22 protein-coding genes are annotated in these 24,703 nt (G+C 46.9%); 5 read left to right on the forward strand and 17 right to left on the reverse strand.

Annotation, left to right across the window (positions count from 1 at the left end; all coding sequences use genetic code 11):
• The first annotated feature begins 3 nt into the window (after positions 1-3).
• Complete coding sequence (locus tag F608_RS0104150; protein ID WP_022664357.1) at positions 4-1,188, forward strand: glycosyltransferase family 4 protein; 1,185 nt, start codon at positions 4-6, stop codon at positions 1,186-1,188.
• Positions 1,189-1,248: 60 nt separating this feature from the next.
• Here the strand turns inward: F608_RS0104150 and F608_RS0104155 are convergent, their stop codons facing one another.
• Positions 1,249-2,607: an NAD-dependent succinate-semialdehyde dehydrogenase gene (locus tag F608_RS0104155; protein ID WP_022664358.1), complete on the reverse strand. Its 1,359-nt coding sequence runs from the start codon at positions 2,605-2,607 to the stop codon at positions 1,249-1,251.
• 356 nt (positions 2,608-2,963) lie between these two features.
• Between F608_RS0104155 and F608_RS0104160 the strand changes: the two genes are divergently transcribed.
• The 4 genes from F608_RS0104160 to F608_RS30685 all read left to right on the forward strand — a co-directional run bounded on the left by F608_RS0104160 (position 2,964) and on the right by F608_RS30685 (position 7,406).
• Positions 2,964-3,779: an N-acetyltransferase gene (locus F608_RS0104160; protein WP_022664359.1), complete on the forward strand. Its 816-nt coding sequence runs from the start codon at positions 2,964-2,966 to the stop codon at positions 3,777-3,779.
• A 12-nt stretch (positions 3,780-3,791) separates the two neighbouring features.
• Positions 3,792-4,592 carry a lysophospholipid acyltransferase family protein gene (locus F608_RS0104165; RefSeq protein ID WP_027362459.1) on the forward strand — a complete coding sequence of 267 codons (801 nt, stop codon included), beginning with the start codon at positions 3,792-3,794 and terminating at the stop codon, positions 4,590-4,592.
• Positions 4,593-4,653: 61 nt separating this feature from the next.
• Positions 4,654-6,084 (forward strand): alkaline phosphatase, encoded by a 1,431-nt coding sequence (locus tag F608_RS0104170; RefSeq protein WP_022664361.1) that lies wholly within the window; start codon positions 4,654-4,656, stop codon positions 6,082-6,084.
• An 86-nt stretch (positions 6,085-6,170) separates the two neighbouring features.
• Positions 6,171-7,406, forward strand: coding sequence for a YibE/F family protein (locus F608_RS30685; protein ID WP_022664362.1), 1,236 nt, complete (start codon positions 6,171-6,173; stop codon positions 7,404-7,406).
• On the opposite strand, the gene F608_RS30690 is transcribed toward F608_RS30685, so the two are convergent.
• From F608_RS30690 to F608_RS0104265, 16 genes are all read right to left on the reverse strand, one after another.
• The gene (locus F608_RS30690; RefSeq protein ID WP_051148489.1) at positions 7,367-8,497 is read right to left on the reverse strand and encodes a glycosyltransferase family 4 protein; all 1,131 of its coding nucleotides are present in this window, start codon (positions 8,495-8,497) and stop codon (positions 7,367-7,369) included. The genes F608_RS30685 and F608_RS30690 overlap by 40 nt on opposite strands.
• A 2-nt stretch (positions 8,498-8,499) precedes the next feature.
• Positions 8,500-9,279, reverse strand: a complete 780-nt coding sequence (locus tag F608_RS0104185; protein ID WP_022664364.1) for a glycosyltransferase family 2 protein — start codon at positions 9,277-9,279, stop codon at positions 8,500-8,502.
• A 161-nt stretch (positions 9,280-9,440) separates the two neighbouring features.
• Positions 9,441-10,682, reverse strand: a complete 1,242-nt coding sequence (locus F608_RS0104190) for an O-antigen ligase family protein (protein WP_022664365.1) — start codon at positions 10,680-10,682, stop codon at positions 9,441-9,443.
• 13 nt (positions 10,683-10,695) lie between these two features.
• On the reverse strand, positions 10,696-11,442 hold the full coding sequence (locus F608_RS0104195) for an FkbM family methyltransferase (protein WP_022664366.1): 747 nt from the start codon (positions 11,440-11,442) through the stop codon (positions 10,696-10,698).
• 297 nt (positions 11,443-11,739) lie between these two features.
• Entirely contained in the window at positions 11,740-12,813 is a 1,074-nt protein-coding gene (locus tag F608_RS0104200) for a glycosyltransferase family 10 domain-containing protein (protein ID WP_022664367.1), read from the reverse strand.
• A gap of 22 nt (positions 12,814-12,835) precedes the next feature.
• Positions 12,836-13,711 carry an alpha-1,2-fucosyltransferase gene (locus tag F608_RS0104205; RefSeq protein WP_022664368.1) on the reverse strand — a complete coding sequence of 292 codons (876 nt, stop codon included), beginning with the start codon at positions 13,709-13,711 and terminating at the stop codon, positions 12,836-12,838.
• Positions 13,712-13,760: 49 nt separating this feature from the next.
• Complete coding sequence (locus F608_RS0104210; RefSeq protein ID WP_022664369.1) at positions 13,761-14,780, reverse strand: glycosyltransferase family 2 protein; 1,020 nt, start codon at positions 14,778-14,780, stop codon at positions 13,761-13,763.
• 305 nt (positions 14,781-15,085) lie between these two features.
• Complete coding sequence (locus F608_RS0104215) at positions 15,086-15,973, reverse strand: DUF6492 family protein (protein ID WP_022664370.1); 888 nt, start codon at positions 15,971-15,973, stop codon at positions 15,086-15,088.
• A 278-nt stretch (positions 15,974-16,251) separates the two neighbouring features.
• Positions 16,252-16,911, reverse strand: coding sequence for a hypothetical protein (locus F608_RS34110; protein WP_022664372.1), 660 nt, complete (start codon positions 16,909-16,911; stop codon positions 16,252-16,254).
• A gap of 214 nt (positions 16,912-17,125) precedes the next feature.
• Positions 17,126-18,418 (reverse strand): glycosyltransferase family protein, encoded by a 1,293-nt coding sequence (locus F608_RS0104230; RefSeq protein WP_022664374.1) that lies wholly within the window; start codon positions 18,416-18,418, stop codon positions 17,126-17,128.
• Complete coding sequence (locus F608_RS0104235; RefSeq protein ID WP_022664375.1) at positions 18,415-19,233, reverse strand: glycosyltransferase family 2 protein; 819 nt, start codon at positions 19,231-19,233, stop codon at positions 18,415-18,417. The genes F608_RS0104230 and F608_RS0104235 overlap by 4 nt, the downstream gene beginning before the upstream one ends.
• A complete protein-coding gene (locus F608_RS0104240) occupies positions 19,230-20,120 on the reverse strand; it encodes a glycosyltransferase family 9 protein (protein WP_244154239.1) in 891 nt (296 codons plus the stop codon). Before F608_RS0104240 ends, F608_RS0104235 begins: the two co-directional genes overlap by 4 nt.
• A 104-nt stretch (positions 20,121-20,224) precedes the next feature.
• Positions 20,225-21,334 (reverse strand): lipopolysaccharide heptosyltransferase II, encoded by a 1,110-nt coding sequence (gene waaF / locus F608_RS30700; protein WP_051148547.1) that lies wholly within the window; start codon positions 21,332-21,334, stop codon positions 20,225-20,227.
• An 8-nt stretch (positions 21,335-21,342) separates the two neighbouring features.
• Positions 21,343-22,239, reverse strand: coding sequence for a lysophospholipid acyltransferase family protein (locus tag F608_RS0104255; RefSeq protein ID WP_022664379.1), 897 nt, complete (start codon positions 22,237-22,239; stop codon positions 21,343-21,345).
• Positions 22,236-23,369 carry a tetraacyldisaccharide 4'-kinase gene (lpxK, locus tag F608_RS30705; RefSeq protein WP_022664380.1) on the reverse strand — a complete coding sequence of 378 codons (1,134 nt, stop codon included), beginning with the start codon at positions 23,367-23,369 and terminating at the stop codon, positions 22,236-22,238. The genes F608_RS0104255 and lpxK overlap by 4 nt, the downstream gene beginning before the upstream one ends.
• Positions 23,362-24,699: a 3-deoxy-D-manno-octulosonic acid transferase gene (locus F608_RS0104265; RefSeq protein WP_022664381.1), complete on the reverse strand. Its 1,338-nt coding sequence runs from the start codon at positions 24,697-24,699 to the stop codon at positions 23,362-23,364. Before F608_RS0104265 ends, lpxK begins: the two co-directional genes overlap by 8 nt.
• Between the last annotated feature and the right edge of the window lie 4 nt (positions 24,700-24,703).

Below are 24,703 nucleotides of genomic sequence, written 5' to 3' on the forward strand. Positions count from 1 at the left end.
CCCATGCGATCCCTTTATAAAATAGTGCATACCGCCTGCCAGACCGGCTGGGGCGGAATTGAAAAACGGATCCTCAACGAATCCATGTGGATGGCGGAAAAAGGTCACCAGGTCATTATCGTTGCCCCGGAAAACACGCCCCTGTTTGACCGGGCAAAGGGATTCGGGTTCCGCCTCTATCCCATGTCTTTCAAGCGTCTGGGGACCCTGGCCAATTACCGGAGCCTTATCCGGATCTTTGAAAATGAACAGCCCCACATCCTCAACACCCACGGCCCTGCCGATTCAAAAATCGCCCTGCCCGCCGCCCAAAAAGCTGAGGTTCCCTGCAGGATCCTTTCCCGGCATATTGGCGACCCGATACGGAATTCCTGGTCCAGCCGAAGGCTTTTTAAGCATATAAGCCACTATGTCTTTACCCCGGCCGGCCATACCCGGAGTCACCTTCAAAAGGTATTCAACCTCAAGGATATGAAGATCTTTTCCATCCCCTCGGGAATCGTGGAACCGGAAAGCCTTGTCTTAAGGGATGAAGCAAGAAAAGCCCTGGCAGGGGAACTCGGTCTTGAGACCTCAACCCGCTTCATCGGAGCCGTGGTCACGGGCCGGGTCTCCGGCGGAAGAGGGCTGCCTCCCCTTTTAAAGGCATTCAAAAAAATCCGGGCTGACATTCCCCATCACATGGCCGTTCTTGGCACCGGAGGCTCAGTCTGCCCGGACAGACTCCGGGAACTTTCCCGGCGCCTGGGTATTGAAGACCGGGTCCATTTTTCAGAACTTTTTTCAGATATCGATGAAGACGGCTGGTCCTTTTTCCGGGCCCTGGACTGCAAGGTCCTGGCGGCCCGGGATGAAAAAGGCCTTCCCGTGGAGGAAACGTCCCAGACCCTTTTCCAGGCCATGTACTGCTCCTGCCCGGTCATCGCTCCAAAGACCGGAGTGGCTGCCGAGATCATTGACCACGAAAAGACCGGACTGCTCCATGAACCGGGCAGGGAATCTCAGATTTCAAAAGAGATCCTTAACACCCTGAATCACGAAGCAGCCGCCTTGGAGCGGATCCATGCCGCAAGGGAAAAGGTAAAAAAGCATCACACCATGGATGTCACGGGAAGGGATGTCACCCGGATCTACCGGCTCCACCAGGTCAGGCTTGAAAAAGAGCTGATGCCATACCCCTCCTCTTAAACTCCGGATCCGGAAAAGAGTTAAACGGGTTCTCTTTCCCCGGGCAAGGTCCTTGATATTCTATTGGATGCATATGGTTTTGATGTTAACAAACTCCTTGATCCCGTACTGGGAACATTCCCGGCCGTACCCCGATGACTTGGTGCCGCCAAAGGGCAGGCTGGGATTGGAAACGGTCATGCTATTGACAAACACCATTCCGGAATCGATTCTCCGGGCGATCCTTTCCCCCCGGGCCGCATCTTCTGTCCAGACACTGGCCCCGAGTCCAAAGGGGGTATCATTGGCGGTAAAGACGGCCTCTTCCTCATCTTTGACCTGAATAATGGCAGCCACCGGACCAAAGGTCTCTTCATCGTAAACCGGCATCCCCTTTTTTACATCGGCCAGAATGGTGGGGGCATAATAATTTCCAGGCCGGTCAAGCCTGTGCCCGCCGGTCACCAGACGGGCGCCCAGTTCAATGGACTTTTCCACCTGGGCGTGGAGTTCATCAACAAGATCCGGCCTGGCCATGGGCGCCATCTGGGTGGCATCCTCTGACGGGTCCCCGACGACCAGAGATTCAAAAAGCTCTTTCTGCTTTGCTTCAAAAGTCTTGGCCACTTTTTCATGCACGATAAAGCGCTTGGCGGAGATACATACCTGGCCGGCATTCATGGTCCTGGCCGTCAGGGAGACCCGGGCGCTCTGGTCCAGATCTGCGTCCTCCATCACCAGAAAGGGATCAGACCCGCCCAGCTCCAGTACGGATTTTTTCAGCATTTTCCCTGCTGTGCCGGCCACCTGCCGCCCGGCCCCTTCGCTGCCCGTCAGGGTGACGGCCTGGATGACGGGATTTTCTATGACCCTCTCCACCTGATCCGAAGGGATGATCAAAGACCGGAATAGATTTTTGGGAAACCCGGCCCTTTGTATGATCTCCTCTATCTTCAGGGCAGCGCCGAACACATTGGAGGCATGTTTCAAAACCGCGCCGTTCCCGGCCATCAATGCGGGGGCGATGAAGCGGAAAGCCTGCCAGAATGGAAAATTCCACGGCATGACAGCCAGGATTACCCCCATGGGCGCAAAGGTCACCAGACTTTTGGAATAATCCGTTGTAACGATCTCATCCTGGAGCAGGGTTTCGGCGGAATCGGCAAAATAATTGCAGACCAGGGCACATTTCTCCACTTCCGCCCGGGCCTCTTTTTTCAATTTGCCCATTTCACTGGTGATGATGGACGCGCATTCATCCCGCTCCCGGAGCAAAATATCAGCCGCGGTTCTCATGAACCTCGCCCGTTCCTTGAACGAAGTCTCTTTCCATAAAAGCCAGTCCCCGTGAACCTGTTCCAGAATCCGGGAGACTTCCTCCCGGGTGTGGCCCCGGTGTTCTTTAATACATTGATTGGTTGCCGGATTGATACTTTTCATCTTCTGTTTTCTCCATAGAATTCAATGATCTGTCTTTCAGGTTTTCAGGCTTGTCCTGTCCATGACCTTTCCTTACATTCATTATTGGAATGGCCGGAATAAATCAATTAAAAATCCAATCCCCTCCATGGACGGATATTTTTTATACCCCGGCTTCACCTTCAATCCAAGTCCTCATCAACCAAAAACATGATCAAAACAGATAACCCGGGAACAAACCCTTAAAAAACATATTTCCTGAAGGAGCAGGACCTTTTCCAAACATCTTTCTAATGCTTTCTTAACGATTTCTTAAAGTGCCGGGTATAAAAAATATGAAATTTTATTTGTTTTAAATTTAACCTACAGGATGATTCATGGGAAAGAACGCATTAAAACCGCCATTTCGGATAGAGGTCTACAACCGGCCCGGACGTCACCTTTCTGACAGGGAATTCAAAAGCCTTGTACAGAATCTTCAGAAAATTGCCTGTTCCTGTTTTAACGAACTCCCTGACTACCAGGCCATGAAGGGGACAAGGGAGGCATTGTCAGACAAACTCATCAGCCTTGCCTGGGATAAAGACAATCAACCGGCCGGATTCTGCTCCATGGTATTTCTTCCGGTCAAGGGGCTTGGAAAGGTTCTTCATCTGGGCCTGACCTGCGTGGATCCGATGGCCAGGGGAAATCGGCTGACCCATGCCCTGGTGAAAAAGGCCCTCACCGGCTATCTGCTCAAACAGAACCCCTTCGGAAGGATATGGGTAAGCAATTGCGCGGCCGTACTGAGCAGCCTGGGAAACGTTGCCATGCACTTTGAAAACGTTTATCCATCCCCCTTTACCCCGGGAAGTCCGGGCAGAACCCATATAAAAATAGCCCGGGCCATCAATGAACATTTCAGGGATAAGATGTATGTGCTGCCGGAGGCGGTTCTGGATGAGAATAGTTTTATATTCAAGGGAAGCGTCAAAGACACGGTGTTCCATAAGAACGAAGGGGATTTTAAATATTTTCACCGGAAAAAATATCTGAACCAGTATTATGCCGGCATGATGGATTTCAGCCAGGGAGACGAAGTGCTCCAGATCGGATACTTCAGGCTGGCTTCCATACTCAAATACTATCTGCGCCAGCACAAAATCAAAAAACTGACCCCCGTGGAAAGACCCGCTGTGGGGATCTATTAGGAATTTCACAATTTGACACCTTTTCTACCGCCACTGGGGCTGACATGTTACCGGCTTTTCCTTGTCCTGGTCCTCACGGTCTTTCGTATGGCGGGGGTCATCGCCGCATCCCTTGTAAGGGGCTGGAGCGGGACACGGGTCGCCGGGCAGGCCAGCCAATGGGCTGAAGCCCTTGTCAGCCGCCTTGACATCGACATCGTCCTGGAAGGCCGGCTCCCGAACCGGGGAGTTCTGGTGGTTTCCAACCACCGGTCCTACCTGGACATCGTGGTCATCCTTTCCCATATCGAATCCACGTTCCTGGCCAAGGCGGAGCTGAGGAAATGGCCGGTTTTCGGATATGCGGCCATGAAGGGAAACACGGTGTTTGTGGACCGGGCCGACCCAAAGAGCCGGGAGATATCCAGGCGGCAGCTCGCAGAAAGGCTGGACCAGGGCATTTCAGTGGTTGTTTTTCCGGAAGGAACCACCCACGAAGGCCCGGGACTTCTTGAATTCAAAAAGGGAATTTTCCACATGGCAGCAAAAAAAGGGATCCCTGTTGTCCCGGTGGCAATCCTTTATGAGAACAGGGCCGCGGCTTGGGTGGGAGAGGACAGTTTCATTCCCCATTTTTTAAAGATTTTCAAAAACAGACGGCTTAAAACCCACATGACCGTGGGACCGGTACTGAAGGAAGATAACGCCGAGGACCTGAAAGCCGCCTGCCATGGCTTCATTGATCAAGCCCTGGCTTCAAAAGAAGATAAAAAAGGTAAACCAGCTGATCCTACTAAGGCTTGCATTATCTCCGGACAAACATTGACCTCATAATCAATTTGACCGGAAAAGAGCCTTTTATTTCATTCACCCAAAAATTCAATCAGGAGAAATCATGAAAAAAACAAAAAGAATCATCAGTTTTACAATGGCCGTGCTCTTTTTTGCCCTGCCCGCTCTGGCCAGTCAGCCAAAGTACGTATTCTATTTTATCGGGGACGGCCTGGGCGCCTCCCAGCGGCAGTTCAGTGAGTTCTTTGTCCGGGAAAAAAATCACAACCCTGCCCAGCAGCTGCTGATGAACAGATTTGAAGTGGCCGGACTCAACACCACCTATGCCGCAGACACCTTGATCACAGACTCGGCCGCTGCGGGCACCGCCCTGGCCTCAGGTGTGAAGACCAATAAGGGAGTCATCGGTAAAGATCCCTCGGGCAAAGACGTCAAAACCCTGATCGAGGCGGCCGAAGACCGGGGCATTGCCACGGGAATCATCACAACTACCCGTCTGACCCATGCCACCCCGGCCGCCTTTGCCTCCCACAACATCTCAAGAAACAATGAAAACGAGATTGCCGAAGACTTTCTGACCAGTAATGTGGACTTCTTTGCCGGAGGCGGCATCCGCCATTTTATCCCCAAGGGCATGGTTGAAAAAAACGCCGATGCCGTGGGCAAAACCATTAAATCCAAGAGAAAGGACGATAAGAACCTGGTCAAGGGTTTTGAGAAAAAAGGATATAAGACCTTTATCGGCATGAAAGGGGCCAGGGATTTCAACACCACCGAATTCTCAGGTCTGGATAAGGTCTTTGCCGCATTCACCTATACCCACATGCCCTATGAAATTGAACGGACCAGCATCTACAAGGAGGTTCCCTCCCTTTCCAGGATGACGAGAGCGGCCATTGACGTCCTGTCCAAGGATCCGGAAGGATTCTTTCTCATGGTGGAAGGGGGAAGGATCGACCATGCGGCCCACGCCAATGATCCCACAGGAGTGATCCACGACACCATCGCCTTTGACCGGGCCCTGGAAGAGGCCTATGATTTCTACCAGAAACACAGGGAGGAGACCCTCATCGTAGTCGTCGGGGACCATGAAACCGGCGGTATGGGCCTGGGCATGGACTCCATGGGCTATAAACTGGATATGTCCTGTCTCATGGACACTAAAGTTTCCGTGGAAGATACCCTGGCCTACGGCAAAGGCCAGTACAAGGGTGACAAGGAAGCCTATCTTGCCTTTCTCAGGGAGAACTTCGGCCTTTCAGATCTGAACGAGACTGAAAAATCCGGACTGGCAAAGGCCATGGCATCGGCAGATGCCGGTGAAACCGCCGGGTATTATAAAGTCAACCCGGCCGCCCTCACCGCGGCACACATCCTGTCCAACCGGGCCAATATTAACTGGACCACCACCATCCATACGGCCACCATGATCCCCATGTCTGCCACGGGAAAAGGAGCGGAACGGTTTTCCGGCTACAAGGACAACACCCAGATCGCCCAGGCCATGGCCGGTCTCCTGGACTTTAATTTATAAAATCACTCTGATGGAATCCTCTTCAGAATAAAACAAAACGGCCTGCTCTCAGTCGAGCAGGCCGTTTTTAGAATAAGAACGCATCCATGATAAAAAAAACGGTCATTCATCTGGGTTTCCTAAGCCTGATCCTGGCCGGGATCACCGCCTATTACACGTTCCAGCCGGACCATGGGGCAGAACAGATGGACGTTATGGAGGTCAAGGCCCGGGTCCTTTCGTCGGACAACTCTGAAGTCCGGTCTTCGGGCCTGTCCCACATCGGGTTCCAGACCCTGGAGGTCGAAATTCTGGAAGGCCGGTTCAAGGGGCAAAAAAAGACCGCCGTCAACAACCTGGTGGGTCAGACCGACCTGGAGAATCTGTTTCAAAAGAATGACACCATCATTGCCGCCCTGATCCTGGAAGATGGTGCCATTGATTATGTCAAAGCCGTGGATCTTTTCCGTCAGGACACCCTCCTGCTCCTGTTCGGTCTGTTTGTAGCGGCGTTGCTCATCTACGCCGGAGTCATCGGCGTCAAGGCCCTGATGTCCTTTGTTCTGACCGTGTTCATCATCTGGGAAGTCCTGGTCCGGCTGATCCTCCGGGGATATCCTCCCCTGGCGGTAACCACCTGGACCCTGCTGCTCCTGTCCGCCATCATCATCTTCCTGGTGGCCGGGATCAACAAAAAAGGGCTGACCGCATTCACCGGAACTGCCTGCGGCCTGTTCACCACCCTGCTGGTCACCTCCCTCGTTGGCCGGGAAGCGGGACTTTTCGGGATGACCCAGCCCTATGTCAATGCCCTGATCTTCAGCGGCTACTATGACCTGGACATCCGCCAGATCTTTTACTCCGCCATCATTCTGGGGGCCTCGGGAGCGGCCATGGATATTGCCATGGACGTGGCCGCCTCCATGGACGAGATCAAAGCCAGAAAGCCGGACATCTCAACAACAGAGCTGATGCGGTCGGGTTTCAACGTGGGCCGCCAGGTCATCGGCACCATGACCACCACCCTTCTTCTGGCATACTCCGGGGGATATCTTACCCTGCTCATGATTTTCCGGGTCAAGGAACCCAGCATCATGCGGATGATCAACCTTAAAATCGTGGCCGCCGAGATCATGAGAACCCTGGTGGGCAGTATCGGCCTTGTCCTGGTGGCACCGATCACGGCCATTGTGGGCGGCATGGTCATTGCCGGAGCCTGGGACCGAATCTGGAGGAAGAACCGGCCTTTGCCGGGTAAAAGGGAAAGATCGACGTCCGGGGTAAGGGATGGCGCAATAATCCTTTACGGTCTTTTTAGATTAAAACACAGGGCTTCAAAATGATCGGTACAGATATCCCAGCTGTTTTCAAGGGCGGTTCTTCTGGCGTTTTCGCCGATTCGTTTCCTGAGGGAGGGATCTTTCAATCTCACAAGCAGCCGGGCGATATCATCTCTATTTTTACAGATAAACCCGTTTTCATTGTGACGGATCAAACAGGAGGCCCCCAAAGCCTGTCCGGCAATGACCGGAAGGCTGCAGGCCATCCCTTCCAGCACGGCCATACCAAAAGCCTCAGCCTTTGACGGAAGCACCACCACATCGGCCGCAGCAAACCAGTCCGGCATATTTTTCTGCAATCCCAGAAAGCTTACCCGGGATTGATTCCCGCACTGACTTACCCGTTTTCGATAAAAGGACATATTCTCTCCCCGCCCGGCCACGAGAAGCTGCATGCCTTGATCAATGGCCGGAATCAATAGATCCAGCCCCTTGCGCCGAAATTCAGATCCCACAAAGAGCACGGCCAGGTCTTTTTCCGGAATGCCCTCCCGGGCACGGATCTTCTTCCGCCGATCCTGAATTGCCCCTGGAGAAAACCCATTGGTATCAATTCCGGGTGTGATCACAGAAATATTTTTCGCCTTCGGATAGTGCCGAATGATATCTTTTTCAATGATCCGGGAGACCGGAACAAGAACCGGACGATTCATCTGCTGTTTTTCCATCCAGAGGTAAACCCAGGCCCTGGGGCTCATCCAGATTTGATCGATTTTCCGAAATCCCGGATACCTGTCCATACCGGTTTTATAGGAAAACGTATGAACAACGGAGATATCCTGGCACCCGGTCCGGTCATGGGAGAGAACGGCATCATATTTTTTTTTGGCCAATTGTTTTGAAACGTCCCGGCCAAAGGCCCAGAGTCTGGTACTGGATGAAATGTTTAAACGGCAGGGAATTTTGATGTGATTTATCCCGGCAAGCAGTCCTTCATCAGCTTCCCAGGAATAAAGATCCACCCGGTGACCCCGGGAGATCAGACGGCGGGTGGTCTCAACGGCATATTTTTCAGCCCCGCCCAGCAGATTGAAGTGCTTGACAATAACGGCCAGATTCAAGGATTCCGTTGCTTCCCCCTCCAACTTACACAACCCTATTCCTTTGGATTTGTGTCCAGATCGGTCCTGCCACAATTCTGCTCATAGAGCTTGGCATACTTGTAAAAGGTGCCTTCAAAATTGCCAAAGGCGATAATAAAACCCGGCCATCCGTCAAGAAATCCTAGTTTTAAAAAATAGTGCTGGATAAACGACCAAACCGCATGACCCACGGATTTCATCTTTCCGGGCCTTTCTCCGGCCTGGGCCAGTTTTTTGGCCCCCAGGGTGGAATACCGGTTGGCCTTGTAAAGAATCTCATCCAAAGATTTAAAGGGGATCTGGTGAATGGCATTTTTCAGGTATCCGCAGGGTCTGTCGCTTTTTACCTCATACCGTTCATGGACCGGATCATCCAGAAAATGCATCACCCCCTGCCTGAAAACCTGGGGCTGCCGATAATCCGGATAAAACCCGGAATGGCGGATCCACTTCCCCATGAAAAAATTTTTCCGGGGGATATAATAGGCATCCAGACTATCCTCTGCCTGGATGATTTTAAGAATCTCTCCCTTGACTTGTTCCGTGCATCGTTCATCAGAGTCCAGGCTAAAAATCCAGTCATTGGAGCATGCCTCAATGGCCCGGTTCCTCAAATCTCCAAACCCCCTGAAGGGGATCTGGATGACTCTGGCACCCAAGGATTCGGCAATCTTTGCGGTTTTATCCGTGCTAAAGGAATCTGCAACGATAATCTCGTCAGCCCATTGCACACTTTTTATTGCCGCCCTTATCTTATCCTGCTCGTTAAAGGCTATAATATATACAGAAATCATAGGCCCATATTCACAATATTTCTTTGGCTTTCTTTTTCATCATCTGCACAATGAACAATTCATATCTTCTAAAAATTCTTCACCATTGTTATTTCAATAATATTGCATTGTATATTAAACCGAACCCCATGAAAACAAAACTATGTACATTTTGTATTATTTTATGCAGATCGAGTCGGCGTGTTTTGATTGAGCTTCCAGACAATCGTAATCAAAGCTAAAATAATATAAAAAATGGTATCCAAAAAATGAACAAAAACAGGCTGCACCAACCCGTTCACCAAAAACATGGTTACCATAGCCAAACAGCATCTTGCCCCATTTTTTATAAACTCATCTTTCCCGTACAAAATAAGTTTCACGCAGGTGAACAATGATACTGCAAAGATACTGGCATATATGATAATTCCAAAGACACCGGTACGCACACCTATGTGGAGAAACATATTATGGGGCCAGAAAAAATTTTTATTTTTTCTGTATTCTTCCGGTATTCTATCCACATATTTTTCCCTATCAATGTACTTTGGATTCCTGAATGTATCAATGGAAAATCCGGTACCGGCAATGGGATAATCCTTTATGATCTCAAGGGAATAAAAAATCAAAGCTTTTCTTGCGTGATCTTTAAAAATCAGATTCGGTCTGATCCTATTTTTCATTGGTGTCTGTACAATGGAAATGATAATGACAAGAAACATCATTACCATTATTCTTTTATGCTTCCAGAAGAGTATGGGCGTGGTTAGGATTAGAGAAAAAAGCGCCCCCCTTGAATGGGTTAAAATGATAGAAAACAATAAAATAAACATCGCCCCGATCAAAAGAACTCTTTGAAAACCCTTTTTTTGAATGGGAATAAGCCATACAGACAAAATTACCCCCATAATCAAACCAAAGGGGATAATATCAACCGCTATGGATGAAAGTCTTAAAACAAAACGAGAAGAAATATCATAATTCAAAATACCATAATAATAAATCAAGGTTCCAATGGTAAAAACACACTCGGACAGAATGATACCGATTGTCAATAAAACAAGTCTTTTCCTGGTATCGGAAAAATTGATTAGCAGAACATAAAATATCAAGTATCTTACCAAATGGGAATATAGATCATGGAGGCTGTCTGCCCTGTCCAAAGCGAAAACAACACTGATTGCGGACCAGATAAAAAATAAGCTCAAAGGATACAGCAGAGGAGATTTGTAATAAAAGTTCTTTTTCCTACCCATTGCCAGAATAAGTACAGGTATGAGTGAAGCATAGAAAAACGCCTGTATAAAAAATGAAACATGGGGAAACGGATTTAAAAAGGCCACCCCCAAAAGCAGGAAATAAGCAGTTTCGTTTAAAAGAGTTGTGTTTCCCTCTTTTGGTACGGCGATTGATCGAATTGTCATGTTTTATCTTGTTTTAAAAATTTATAGTTTTTCTAAAATGCTTAAATAAACGTTTGATAGGGAGGGCTTTCAAGAAGGCCATGAAGGTGATGAACTTGAATGTTTTTGGAGCACTATCGAATAAATCCTTATCAATTAAAACGACATCATGCTGTTGCTTATTACGACCATGACCCAATAATACATACCCCATGCTCTCAGCCAATGCCAACACATCGGAACGCGTTTTCTGCCCTTTCCATACCATCTGTGTTTCCACTTCTGCGTGAATCAATTTAACTCTGTCACGGATACCCCTTATTCCTTCCAGCACTTCATAGGAGGCGCCTTCAACATCAATCCATAATGCAATATTTCCCAAAGCTCCTAATCCTGAAATTTTAGAGTCCAAGCGCACCCCTCTTAATTGGATACGGTTCTTTTCTGACTCAGCGTTTCGCAAAAAGACAGAACTCGTTCCACGAAGATGCTCATCAACTCCTTTTATGTCGGATGGTTTTACTATATAAAAAGATTTGTTACAGTTCTCATTCCATACAATTTCGTTAAATAGTAGAATGGATTTTTCTTTAATAACAGAATCCTGGCATATGGCTGCAAAATTATAGGGATTGGCCTCAAAAATAAGGCCTTGGGATGCAGGCAATATTCTCTTGAAACGAAGAGCATCTGCACCATCCATGGATCCTATATCACAGACTATTTCCGGTTTTACGATTCTAAGCAACAGATTAAAAAGAAATTTTGTTGTAAGCTCCATACTCACTTTTCCAAATCACCTTTCCTCCTAATATAATTCTTACTGTCAGTATTATTTTAACTCAACAATAATATCGACTTTCTTCTTGGCTTGCTCTCTATACTATATTTCATATTTTTCAACAATGCCGAACTTCGGGAACCTTTCTGGCAAAGCCGGAGGCTGGCTTATGATAGTTGTGCTGAAAATTGCAATCATAGTGTTTAGTGAAATTTCCCCTGCAGAATTTCCTTGAAGAAAAAGAGATCGAACTGTTTGGGGAGATCTGCACTTTTCCACCTAAGCATTGTGAGCCGTTCAGTTTGCTTTAGTGCGTCGCCAGATAGCTTTGAGACTCTTCATATGGCAATAACCGGAAAGGCTTAGTGCGTCCCAACCACTCAATTTCAATGGTTGGTGATCCTTGTTTATGACTCTTATAATTTGTTTTCTCAAGAATCCTTCTTCAAACACTTTTCTGGCATCACTTTCTAAAAATGCTATTATCCTATTCAGAATCCCATTGTATGTGCTTTGATCAATATTGCTTATATAATCATACACTTGATGAATATTTTTGAATTTAGAATAATCAATGTAGCAATGTTCCGGGATATAATCTGAAACATTTTCCGCACCGTAATATATTGGAATGATACCCGATCTAAAACAGTCAAATATTTTTTCCGAAATATAGCCTTTCACATTTTTCATATTTTCAAAACAGAGCGCGAATCTATAATTTGTATATATTTCAGCTTTGCTTTCACAGGAGCCTTTATAATTTTTATACCGATTCTTTTCCCACAGCATACCGTAAAAATCAAAATCATTGAAATCGTTGATTTCAAAATGAGAAATGACTTTTTTTCTTTCTCCATATAATTCGTCCGGATGACTGGAAGATTTATCCATTGAAATACTGACGAGGAGCTTTTTGTCCTTAATTGTTTTTAACCGTGTAAAGTCAACTCTGTCATCAAAATACTGCGGTATATTGATCTTAAAGTACTTTTCATTGTCAATGATCTCATCATTCCAGGTCATGATATAGTGAAAAAAATGCTCTATCCCTTTTAATTTCTTTGGTGAATTTTCCCTGGATACCACAGGCGGTTCCCACGCAAAGTATATCAATTTCCCATGAAAATCAGACTTCAAGATCTTGTACAATTCCTGAAAATCGAGCTTGAAAAAAAAGATGGCGTCCAATTCTTCGTAATTTTCATAAAAATCCAGTGTATTGAATTCTACCTTTTCTTTAATCAAGTTTTCCCTCAGCAGATAATACGGATAGATTATGTTATCTCGGTTGACCTTGCTATCATTGATATCAAACATCCGGTTTTTGTTGAAAACAGAATCCGAAGTGAATAGGCCGATCTTCATCATAAAACAGCGCCTTTTTCTTTAACTACAGCAGTATCCAATCGTCCGGTAACAAATCCATGACCGGTTTTTCCATAAGAATCTTCCTGGAAAACCATTTTCTCGGAGCGATTACAATTTTTTCTGGATTTTGATTCAACCATGCCCCCCACCAACTGAAAGAACTATTTGCAATGATGTTGTGATGACAATTTGCCATCAAATACATATCCTCATAGGGGAGGCAATCATTATCGCTTATAATGCATGAGGTATCTTCTAAAAACTTAAAGTTTTCCTCTACATAGTGAGGGTCATCGGTAAACAAAAAGAAAAAACTTTCTGGAAACATTTTTTCCATCAGTTTTATACTGTTAAGATAATAAGCCTCGTTTAGGGTTCCGTGTACTTCATTGATACCCTGATCAGAAATATAATCGCCTCTTCTGATGTGAACTGAGACACTTTCTTTTTTTGAACTTATCACCTTTAAGACTGTCTTAAGGCGGGATGTCAAGGGGATATCAAGTAAAATATCTTTTAACTGATCTGAATATTTCTCAAAATATTTATAGCTTTGGAAATACCCTTCAATCCTTACAGGCTCCCTAATATCAAAAAAGGCCGGATCAAAAAAAAAATGGCTCTCATGAAATTGTTTTATTTTTTCCTTAAAGTTCAGGAAAGGGATTCGAAGCCTGCTGAATACACCCGGATCATCATCTTTTATACAGGCAAATGAATTTTTAATTTTAGGAAACGTATAAAGCTCAAAGTTTCTTTTCTGACAGCTATCAAAGGTAGATATATTTAGGACAAGATCCAAATTTAACCTTTTAGACAATGCAAATCCGGCGGAGAATTGAAAAATCTGATTTCCCAACCCTCCATTAACAACTGTTTCAACATATTTTTTACCCAATGGCTCTTTCCTTTAAACAGAGATAGCCCCGGACAAAAGGCAAGTCATTTTATCTGTTTTTATCCAGTTTGTTGGTTTTAAGTTTAATCAAATCCTGTCCAAGCACCCTTAAAAACATTTTATCTTTGGTCAAGTGGATCTGAATGATTTTCCTTCGCATGAATGTATATCTCCACCAAACATCTTTTAATTTCAGAAAAAACAGCATTCTTTTCGGCAAAAGGCCTTTACTTGACAGAAGGCTGACTCCTTGAATAAATTCCAGACCCAATTTTAAATTATGATGAATCAAGATCTGATGAACTTCAATAACGAAGCGCAAAAGGCTTTTTTGATAGTGGTCCATCAGTTTGTTTTCCCTGTAGAATCTGCAGATATACTCTATGCCGGTTAAGTAATCCCTACACTCTTTTTGCGAAAAAGGTCTTTGTGTAATGCTCGACTGCCTTTGCCTGTATACAACGCCGGGAACGTCCAAAAAAAAGAGAGTTTCTGCTTTGGGCAGCAGGACATAATGTACGGGGACATCCTCGAAATATATATGGTCAATGAACCGGGTGTTTTCAAAAAGGCTTCTATGATAAAGCTTTCCCCAGCAGGCCATGTAGAATTTATTCATAACAGAATCATCAATGGGATAAAAGCCTGTTTTCAAACCCTTACCAGACCAAGTATCGATCTGATGATTCCAAGTCAAGACCTTATAAGGCATAATCAGATAAGGAACTGAATATTTTTCTGAACAATGAAAGGCGGATTCCAAAACCGTGTCGGAATATAGATAATCATCGCCGTCTATAAAGAATAGATACTTACCGCTGGAAGCATCTATACCAGAGTTTCGGCTTCCTCCGGGCCCCTTATTTATATTATGCCTGATCAGACGAATTCGCCTATCCTCACGGGCCAATTCTCTAACCATTTTTAGAGAATTATCTTCACCGCAGTCATCAACACAGACGATCTCAATCTCTTTAAGTGTCTGGGAAAGGACAGACCGAATGCATTGCGAAATATAACTTTCAACATTAAAAAACGGTATAATCACAGATATTTTAACAGGGGTCATTTTCCCTCTTATTCTTGAGCATCAACTTTATCTGTGCCAGTATGCCTGTCTATCCTTGAAAGAAGCCATAATAGCATCTGTGGCAGTGTTATGTCCGACAAGGCTCCAACGGGTATCATTGGGTGAAAATCTTGACTGGGTAAAAGCTTAAAAGAACCAACATCACCCCAATGCTCGGGGTTCACATCCGTGTTCCAAAAATCCTCATAATAAATGAAGAGAGCCCTGAATGGACTTCTGTACACCCTATGTTGTGGTATCATTTTCAATTTAGTTGTAAGGTCCAAGCGGTTTTATTGTTTTCTTTACCATTCCAGTAGGCCAATCTTTCTTTGCTGATTCCTTAAAAACCTTTTAAATCTTGCCAAATCATTCTTTTTCTTCTGTCTGAGGTTTGTCCAGTTGGATTGCATGACAATCCCCATATATTTTTTTGACAAAGAGTACTCAGACTCGCCTTTTTCCTGGGACTCACAAAATTGTTCAAAATAGTGAAAAACCTTAAAAAATGGTGCTGAAGGATCCACCTCAAACTTTCCGGTCGAAAGAAGATATTCCCCATAGATCTGCATTTCACACGGATATTTATATAATAGTTCGAAAATCGACATCTCTCTTTGGTTCAAATACCCATCCAGTGATTCAAGCACCTTGCGGCTCCAAAGCAAGGGGGCCTCCCAAAAGCAAAAACGATCTCCTTTTCTGCCGAAAATACCTTGGACCCCATCAGCCATCTTATCAATATCCTGACCAATTTTTGGATTATATTTTTGGGAGTATTTTTTCAATTGTTCGGCCTTGTGCATGACAAGTTTGGGGACACCCTTTTCATCTATAAAATCCGAATTAAAAAACGGTCTTATAAAATAGGCATCAGAGTCAACCCAAAGGTAGTGCTCACAAAAATTCATTCGCCAAAAAGATAGCTTCACCAATTGCTGCATTAGATGGTTTGGAAAAAGCCTTGGAGGTAGTCCATGCGCTTCATAGCAAGGGGTTAAAACCTCTTCATCGGTCAACCATATACAGGGGATCTTGCCGAATTGTTCCTGAAAGGACAGAAGATCTTCTTTCGGCACACATAGATAAAGAGGTATATTCTCTTTATTGAACCGTTGGACACTCTCTGCCATCCTTTTGGCCCGCCATAAATCTTTTGAATATGATTTGCAGAATATTACAAGATCTTTCATATAATTGTATCTCAATCCCCTGCTTTACACCAAAATCGATGTCACCTAGTGGCCATTTACAAACGAACGGAACCCGTCCATGGGAGGTTTTAAAAAAACATTCTGCGCTGCCCTTAAGAGACTGAAACACGGCCTGGCTTTCCAAACCAGACAAAAAGCCCTCTCTCAGGCCAGGGAAAAGCCCTTTGACACTGATTCTTATATCATATTTTATCCGGTGTCCAGCTCTTCAGGGGATACTTAAAAGGAGAGTGTCATATATCAATTTTTAGGATCGCTTATACGGGTTCTTCAATCGGTATGATTCTTATACTGTCATCCTTAACTTCAATCTCAGCAGCGGGGCTGTTTTCCTTTATAAATCCGCTCAGCTCTTCAATGCTCGGATAAGCAGGATCATCTCCGAAACATCTAGCATCATCAATGAGAATCACGCACCGCCCAAGGTCCGCATTGAATATGTGGGTTAATTCTTCGTATATGGGGGTGTCTTTGTCGCCTCTCGCTGTAACGCCGGCAGAGTAGTGGCCATCCAACCAGAACAAAACAGACTTCCCTTTAAGAACACAGGTCAATTTTTCAAGCTCAACCCCGCTGTCCCCATGGATGATCGTTACATTTTTTACATTATTAAATCTTTCCATTGCTTTTTGGAAAAGCTCTCTGCTCAATTCAATGGAATATATCTGAGTAAAATATGGCCTCATTGCTTCGACCATATCACCAAAATATGTTCCAGTTTCAACCAGGACTTCTAATTTAAACTTTTCAGCAAAATGTCTCAACGCCTGTTGCTTAATAAGATGAGGAGGAGGGGCTGGCCGGCCTTTTTTTTCCCAATTAATAAGCTCCTTTTTCTCTCTTCGCTTATACTTCCATTCTTTATACCTGAGGTACAAAGTTGATTTTCGGACAATGTCTTTTAGTTTATGAATCATATTTTTCCCTTTGAGACGATAAATCAGCCTATAATACACTTAGGCTTAAGGCCTGGTGATTAATTCAAAAAATAGTCGGGCCGCCGACAGGAGAACCTACCGCCAAAAATGTGCAACTGCTCCAGCAGTAAAACACGATCTTTATTCTTCTTTTTGCCGCAGCCCAAAAACCTTATACGCTTGTCTTTGATAAGTGCATCGATTTCCATTTAAATTATACGCCTGAAACTTCTATCAATTCTCTGACCGCATTTTCTACTGTAAAAACGCAAGTCCGCTCGATTTCTACTAACCGATCATTTTCCCAGTCATGAATTATATTTTCAACAGCGATCTCGACATCACTTAAATTGTTTGCAACTGCCAGATGGCCTGCAGAAATCAAAATCTGTCCCAACTCCGATTCAGGGGAGGCTATTCCCATAATAGGTCTTTTGGTCAGAAGATATTCATACATCTTTGAAGGAATGTATTCATCACAGATATCGGTATGACCATGAACAATAACAAGAACATCACACAGATGCATCTCTTTAAAGACCCTCTGCCGTCCGGATTTTCCGGTCGATGCGTCATATTCAAGACGTCCATGCTCACACACGATATCCTGCAAAGAAAAATCTTTAACGACATTATTTGATGCAGGATCCAGATCTGTGCCGTAGATATCGACTGATATTATCTCTCTTAACCGAGGTTGTTTTTCGATTAATCTTGAAACTGCCTTGAAAAATAGAGACAAATTGCGATCTTCATCCAGGGAACCAAAATGACCGAAATGAATTTTATCCTTTTTTTCATACTTTACACCGTTTATTTTTGGAGGATTTGCGCCGGGCCGAAGTACATGGGAATTATGGCTTATTTGGGTCCTTTTTCGGGCATTTCTGCAGGCAGTTTCCGTAAAATAGATAACAGCATCCGCTTTGGTGAAAATCGCCTTTTCCAACCATTTGTGAAATGCATATCTTTGGTACCGCTTCTTTTCATTTTCATGAATCAATGGGTCATGGATCTCTGCAATCCAGGGTGTTTGAAAAATCTTCTTTAAAACATACCCGGCCAGATGGGTGCTGCTTGGCCCGGCAGTAGAATAAATCACTATCGGCCTGTGTTTTTTGATCACAAAAATGCTATGCAGGCTTGCTGTGATAAACCAGGACCAGTGACTATCGAGATTAATAAAAATTTTTTCACAAATCAAAACCGGAAGACAACATAAAGTGATGAAGGCTTTTAGCAATTCCGAGATAAATCCATGCGGATACTTCTTTTCAATCATTTTCCTCAATTCAAAATTAATTCCCGATGGAGCCGGAGAGAGCACCTGATGATGAATAAAGTTTGTATCTTTTTTTCCTGTCGGGGCACTAATGACAATGGGCTCAATGCCCTTTCTCATCAAAAAAGGGATCTTGTCCGTGATGGTCTGACTTGCCGCCCTGCCGTCCATATTAAAACAATGGGCAAGAATGATCCATTTTTTATTTTGGCCTTTGGAATTCATTCTTTTTCAGGCTGTAAATCGCTTTTTGTCAAGGTATCCAGACCGTTCTTACAAAAATAATTAGCTGATTGAGCAGCTTGCGCCAGCATATAGTCATTTCTGTTCAGATCAGTCCTTGGATTTTCCCGATGCCATAGATGGAAACAAATGGCCCGAAACGGATTTTCGTTGCGTTTCAGTCCGTATCGAGTCAGCCGAATCACAAACTCGGAATCTTCTCTTCCCCATCCAGTAAAATCATGGTTGAATCCGTTAACGGCAACGGCGTCTTCTCGGAAAAGCCCCATGTTGCAGCTCCGAATCCCGGATTGTTTTTTTACCGTGTAACTGGGGAAAAAAGGAATCCTCAAAATGTGGTGGCTGTTGGAAATCCCATTGGTGAAAGTATGCTTGACGAGATTTAAAAAGGAGCGGATATCTTCCTGGGTAAAACTATCTGCCAATTTTTGGTTTACAATCACCCGTTTGCCCTGGAAAAAATGGCCGTGAAGGGCAAGGGCCTGGTGATCTGAGATAAAATGGGGGCTGGGCAGGCAGTCCCCGTCCAAAAGGATCAGGTATTCCCCCTTTGATTTTAATATTGCCTTGTTTCGGATTCTGGCGGCTCGGAAACCCTGGTCTTCCTGCCAGACATGGAAAAGAGGCAGGTCTGTCCTTCTGGTATAGGATTCCAGCATATCCCGGGTTTCATGGGTAGATCCGTCATCGGCAATGATAATCTCGTGGGGCAGGCAGGTCTGGCAATAAAGCCCGTCCACTACCCGTTTCAATGCATCGGGCCGATTATAGGTAGTTACGATTACCGAGATTTTCATTCCATGTTCTCCCGGACGATCTCAAACACTTCGTCAACGGACAGCTCTTCCATGCACCGGAAATGGAACCGGCTGCAGGGCTTTTGGGCGTAGCAGGGGGAACAGGGAAAGTCCTTCTGGATGACCGTGTGGACGGAGCCATAGGGGCCGGTGCGGATCGGGTTGGCCGGACCGAAAATGGCAAATACAGGAATCTTGAGGGCTGCAGCCATATGCATGGGGCCGGTGTCGTTACAGAAAAAATACCGGGCTCTGGCGATCACGGCCAGAAGATCTTTCAAACCCGTCTGTCCGGCAATGGAGACGGCCTTGCCCTTTGAATGATCGACAACCTCCCGGGCAATATGGGCTTCGGCTGCCGAGGCAATGACCACGACTGGCAGATCGAGCCTGGATGCCAGTTCGCCAAATTTTTCAGCATGCCACCGATTGGCCGGCTTGCCAGCAGAGGGGCTCATCACCACATATTGATCCGGCAGGCTTTTCACGATGTCCGGTTCAGGGTCATAGGGAGCAAAGGGGTATTCAATTTTGTCGGTGGGACATCCCATGAACCGGGCGATCTCAAGGTACCGGTCAATGGCGTGAATGTCCATGGAGCCGTGAATCTTATGGGTATAGAAAAAAGGACTTCCCTCGCCGGATTCCTTGAATCCGAGTTTAACCGGAGCCTTTGAGAACCAGGTAATCAGGCCGGATCTGAAAAGTCCGGACAGATCAATGGCCACATCATAGTTCGAGTTCCCAAGGCCTTTTCGAAGGTTATTGATCTCTCCAAGGGTCTTTCCCAGTCGGCCTGCCCTTTTCCACTGATCTTTCTTGATTACCCATAGTTTTCGAATATAGGGATGACCTTCCAGAAAGGTATGAAGCCCGTGGGCCACCACCCAGTCGATGTCCGCATGGGGAAACCCCCTTTTCAGTGCATTGAGAAAGGGCAGGGAATGGACGATATCTCCCAGGGCGCTGGGTTTGACAATAAGGATATTTTTTACGGATTCAAACAGGGATGATTCTCCTGATCATTGGGTTGGGTGATCTCATTTCCCGCCAGGATCGTCCGGCAGGTGTTTAATACCATTTCGACACTGATCCTGTCCATGCACCGGTGATCTATGGGACATTCATCTTTGAGGCAGGGACTGCAGTTCACGGGAACCCTTACCATGACAGCGTTTTCACTGGAAGGCGCCGTAGCAATATAATCCGTGGAGCCGATCACGGCAACCTGGGGAACGTTGAGGGCTGCAGCCGCATGCATAAGACCCGAATCATTGGTGATAAAGAGATCCAGATTGCCGATCAGGGCAAAAGCCTGGGAAAGACCGGTCTTCCCGGCCATGTTGATGCAGGCGCCCTTGCTCATAGAAAGGATCTCTTCCCCCAGTCCATGGTCTGCCGGTCCCCCGAAAATTACAATCTTTGTCTGATACAGATTTGAGAGTTTTTCGGCCAGCCCGGCATACCGTTCCGGAAACCAGCGTTTGGCCGTCCCTCCTGTGGCACCGGGATTGATGCCAATGACGGGCCGCCCCTTGCATAGGCCCAGGTTAGTAAGGGCTTCAAGGGCCCAGGCCTGGTCACTATCATTGATGGAAAGATCCATCCCCCGGCCGTCGTCTTCAAGCCCGACTCCCCTGAGGATGCCCAGATAATAGTCGATGAGATGTTTTTTTTTCAATTCCGGGTTGAGCTTCACGCTGGGATTGAGCAACAAACTTCTGGCATCGGTATTGTAACCCACCCGTTCCGGAATTCCGGCCAGAAATGCGAGAAGTGCCGCCTCAAATGCATTCTGCATCAGGATGGCAAGGTGGAATCCCCGCTCTTTTATGTCCCGGACAAGCCTCAATGTCCCCATGCCCGTTTTATGGCGTCCGCTGTTTTCATAGGTCATGATCTCATCCACATGGGGATTGCTTTCATAGACAGGGATCACCCATGGCTTGGCCAGAACCGTGATACAGGCCCGGGGAAAATTCTTTTTCATTGCCCGGATCACCGGGGTGGTCATGATGGCGTCCCCTACCCAATTGGCCGCCCGGATCATGATCCGCGTCTGGGGATCGTCCTGAGTCCTCAGCCCTTTATTTTTTGCCATAACCACCTTCAACCCTTTGGAAGTTCGCAGTAGGACTTGGTTTTCCATCGGTCATGGACCCAAAAGTACTGGTCCGGATGCTTCCTCACCATAAATTCAATGGCCGTCGTGAAATTCTGGGTGGTGTTCTCGATGTCCCTTATCCTGTCTCCGGTATTTTCAACAGGCACTTCCGGCAAGAACTCTATGAGATATCTCCTGTTTTTCCTCACGGTGTACATGGGAACCACCGGCGCCCCGGTTCTCATGGCCAGGGTGGCCAGCCCCTTATTGGTGCATGCCGGTCGGCCGAAAAAATCCACAAACACCCCCTTGTACCAGTCCACGTTCTGGTCCAGCAATGTCCCGACCACGCATCCCTGTCCCAATATTCTGTCAAGTTTCCTGGATGCCCCATGAATGGGCATCATGGTCACCCCAAACCGCTGGCGGATATCCAGGATCAGCCATTCCAGGGGCTGAAAATCCAAAGGCCGGTATAGGCCGTACCCCTTGAATCCGGTTTCATCTATGGCCGGGATCATCATCTCAAAATTCCCCATGTGACCTGTGACGACAATCACCCCCCTGCCTTTTGCATGGGCTTTTCTCACATGCTCCAGCCCCTTGATGGTAAAATGGGATAAAAATTCCTGTTTATCAAACTTGTACGCCCAGGCCACCTCAAAGAAAATGGAGGCAATATTCTTGAACACCTCTTTGGCCATGATTTCCACTTTATCCTTGCCCCACCGTTCCCCATACGCCTGGCCTATATTTTCCAGGACAATAACCCGGTGGCGCCGGTCAAGCCGGAACCAGATCAGTCCCAGGGCCCTGGAACAAAAATCGGCAAGAAAAACGGGCATGCGGCCCACAAGCCAGATGGAAAGCCTCAACATCCGATAGATAAACTCATCTATCACCGGGGCAGCCTCGAGCGGATAAAGGTTTCAAATCCTTTTGCATCTTTGAACTTGATCTGTATACCGATCACGGCCAGGTCCCGGGGCCATTTCAGACTAGGATCAAGCTTTACCCAGTCCTTTTCCGTGGTGACAAAAATATCGGCCTTGATCTGTTCCATCCTTTTTTTGATCATTAAAATATCAGGCCCCTTATACCTGTAATGGTCTGAAAATTCAAGATGGTCCAAGACCCTGCAACCCAGATCCTCCACTGTAGTCCTGAAACTTTTGTTGTCGGAGATGCCTGAGAATAAAAGGGCTTCCCGCCCTTTAAGGTCCTCAAGTCTATTTGAAATCCCATGGTCTTTGGCAGAAACCCATTTGGCCAGAAAAGGGACATGAAAGGTTGCAAAAAAAGGAAGGCTTCCAAGTTCCTGAATGATGTTTCCCGGTCCGGGTTCCACCTCAGACTGACTCCCTTGTTTTTCCGGACACCGGGTAAAGAGTATGGCATGGGCTCTTTTTCTGGCCGTGCCCAGGGTTTCCCTCAGCCTTCCCCCTGGCAGGAGCCGCCGGTTGCCCAGGGGACGCTCATGGTCAAGCAGAAGAATATCCAGGTCCCGTTCCAGCCGGATGTGCTGGAATCCGTCGTCCAGAAGTATGACATCCGGGTTCAGCTTCTCCAGGGCCATGAGCCCGGCCCCGTATCGGTCCCTCCCCACCACCACTGGAAAAGATCTTCTGGCCGCCATCATATAGGGCTCGTCCCCTGCGGTTTCGGCATCCAGGAGCAGGGAAGTCCCGTCCCCGACCACTTCGGCCCCTATCCTGATCTTCCCTTTATACCCCCGGCTGATCACAACGGGTTTTTTCCCCAGTCTTAAAAAGAGTTCGGCCAGATAAATGGCCATGGGAGTTTTCCCGGTTCCTCCGACCGAAATATTGCCGATGGAAACCACCAAACAGTCCAGGCGTTTCTTTTTGAGAAGACCTTTTTCATGGAGCTTAAGACGAATTTCAGCCCCGGCCCGGTAGATGTGGGAAGCCCCTGCCAGAAGCCCTTCCAGGGAGAAGAATCCAGGCTCATAATCCCGGCCCGATATTTGGATGATCTCCTGCTCAATCTTTTGAAAAAATCCTTTAAACAAGGGCGGCCTTCTCCATTATCTGAATTGTCCTGTCCACCGCGCCTGAGTTTTCCCTGAAAATCCTGAGATTGGATCGACCCATTTCCCCTGCCAGTTCCGGATGGGTGAGGATATTCTCAAGTGCGGCGGCCAAATCTTCTGCATCACAGACTTCCACAGCCCCCCTGCCCTGTTTGAGAAGAGCTGCCACCTCTAAAAAATCCGCCATATGGGGACCAAACAGGACGGGCTTTCCAAACATGGCCGGTTCAAGGGGATTGTGCCCCCCGAATTTCACAAGGGAGCCCCCGATAAAGGCAATATCGCAGATGGCATAGGAAGAGGCCAGAATCCCCATGACGTCCATGAGGATCAAATCATGGGAACAGGAGTCACTGGAGCCGGTCCCTGCCCCGTCCTGACAAGCCGACCAGAAAACCGGTTGGAACTCTTCCTTTTTCCGGATCTGATCGATCAGCTTTTTGCAGCGTCCGGGATCCCTGGGTGCCAGGATCAGCTTGAGCTTCGGGATTTTTTCCCTGAGCCGGCCAAAGGCGGTAAGGATCATTGTCTCTTCCCCTTCATGGGTGGAACCCGCGATAAAGATACTGTCCTCTTTTCCCATGCCCAGTCTCGACTTCAGCCGTGCTGTTTTTTCCTCCCCCATGTCCAGAGATCTCTGATCAAATTTGATATTTCCGACCACGGTAATCCGGTCTTCTGGAATGCCCAGACTCCTGAAGCGTTCCCTGTCCAGACTGGTCTGGGCCATGACATGGGAAAACGAGGAAAAAAACAGATCCGCCAAAGGACCCAGCCTGGCATATCCCTTTAAGGAAGATAAGGACATCCTGGCGTTGACCAGCAGGACCGGGATCTTTTTTCTCTTCATGGTATTAAGGAACCCGGGCCAATAATCCGTCTCCACCAGGCAGACCAGATCCGGTTCAATGATCCGGGCCACCCGTAAGATGGAAAACCATAGATCAAAGGGGAAGTATCCCATCCGGGATACCAGAGTTTTTTTTCCGGAACAAAACAGGGAGCAGGCCGTTTCAAACCCGGTTTTTGTGGAGGCGGTAAAGATAATTTCAGGCGGCAGGCTCCCTTTTCCGGGGACAGAATCTGCCAGGGCCTGGACCAGGGGAAGAGCCGATCTCACTTCCCCCACGGACAGGGCATGAATCCAGATCCGCCGGGTCCGGGCCGCCTTTTTCTTCAGACCGGTATTAAAGCCCAGCCTCTGGATAAGGTTGGCCCGCCGTTTTGTTGAAAACAGCCACACCAGGGGAAGGAAAGGCAGCACCAGAATAAACCCCAGGGTTAGAATCGTATGATAGACGAGATTCATTCTT

Source organism: Desulfospira joergensenii DSM 10085, assembly GCF_000420085.1.
GTDB lineage: Bacteria > Desulfobacterota > Desulfobacteria > Desulfobacterales > Desulfobacteraceae > Desulfospira > Desulfospira joergensenii.

Excerpts from the sequence above, each read along its gene's own strand:
- F608_RS0104150 (WP_022664357.1), top strand. The coding sequence starts at position 4 with ATGCGATCCCTTTATAAAATAGTGCATACCGCCTGCCAGACCGGCTGG.
- F608_RS0104155 (WP_022664358.1), bottom strand. The coding sequence starts at position 2,607 with ATGAAAAGTATCAATCCGGCAACCAATCAATGTATTAAAGAACACCGG.
- F608_RS0104160 (WP_022664359.1), top strand. The coding sequence starts at position 2,964 with ATGGGAAAGAACGCATTAAAACCGCCATTTCGGATAGAGGTCTACAAC.
- F608_RS0104170 (WP_022664361.1), top strand. The coding sequence starts at position 4,654 with ATGAAAAAAACAAAAAGAATCATCAGTTTTACAATGGCCGTGCTCTTT.
- F608_RS30685 (WP_022664362.1), top strand. The coding sequence starts at position 6,171 with ATGATAAAAAAAACGGTCATTCATCTGGGTTTCCTAAGCCTGATCCTG.
- F608_RS0104185 (WP_022664364.1), bottom strand. The coding sequence starts at position 9,279 with ATGATTTCTGTATATATTATAGCCTTTAACGAGCAGGATAAGATAAGG.
- F608_RS0104190 (WP_022664365.1), bottom strand. The coding sequence starts at position 10,682 with ATGACAATTCGATCAATCGCCGTACCAAAAGAGGGAAACACAACTCTT.
- F608_RS0104195 (WP_022664366.1), bottom strand. The coding sequence starts at position 11,442 with ATGGAGCTTACAACAAAATTTCTTTTTAATCTGTTGCTTAGAATCGTA.
- F608_RS0104200 (WP_022664367.1), bottom strand. The coding sequence starts at position 12,813 with ATGATGAAGATCGGCCTATTCACTTCGGATTCTGTTTTCAACAAAAAC.
- F608_RS0104210 (WP_022664369.1), bottom strand. The coding sequence starts at position 14,780 with ATGACCCCTGTTAAAATATCTGTGATTATACCGTTTTTTAATGTTGAA.
- F608_RS0104215 (WP_022664370.1), bottom strand. The coding sequence starts at position 15,973 with ATGAAAGATCTTGTAATATTCTGCAAATCATATTCAAAAGATTTATGG.
- F608_RS34110 (WP_022664372.1), bottom strand. The coding sequence starts at position 16,911 with ATGATTCATAAACTAAAAGACATTGTCCGAAAATCAACTTTGTACCTC.
- F608_RS0104230 (WP_022664374.1), bottom strand. The coding sequence starts at position 18,418 with ATGAATTCCAAAGGCCAAAATAAAAAATGGATCATTCTTGCCCATTGT.
- F608_RS0104235 (WP_022664375.1), bottom strand. The coding sequence starts at position 19,233 with ATGAAAATCTCGGTAATCGTAACTACCTATAATCGGCCCGATGCATTG.
- waaF (WP_051148547.1), bottom strand. The coding sequence starts at position 21,334 with ATGGCAAAAAATAAAGGGCTGAGGACTCAGGACGATCCCCAGACGCGG.
- F608_RS0104265 (WP_022664381.1), bottom strand. The coding sequence starts at position 24,699 with ATGAATCTCGTCTATCATACGATTCTAACCCTGGGGTTTATTCTGGTG.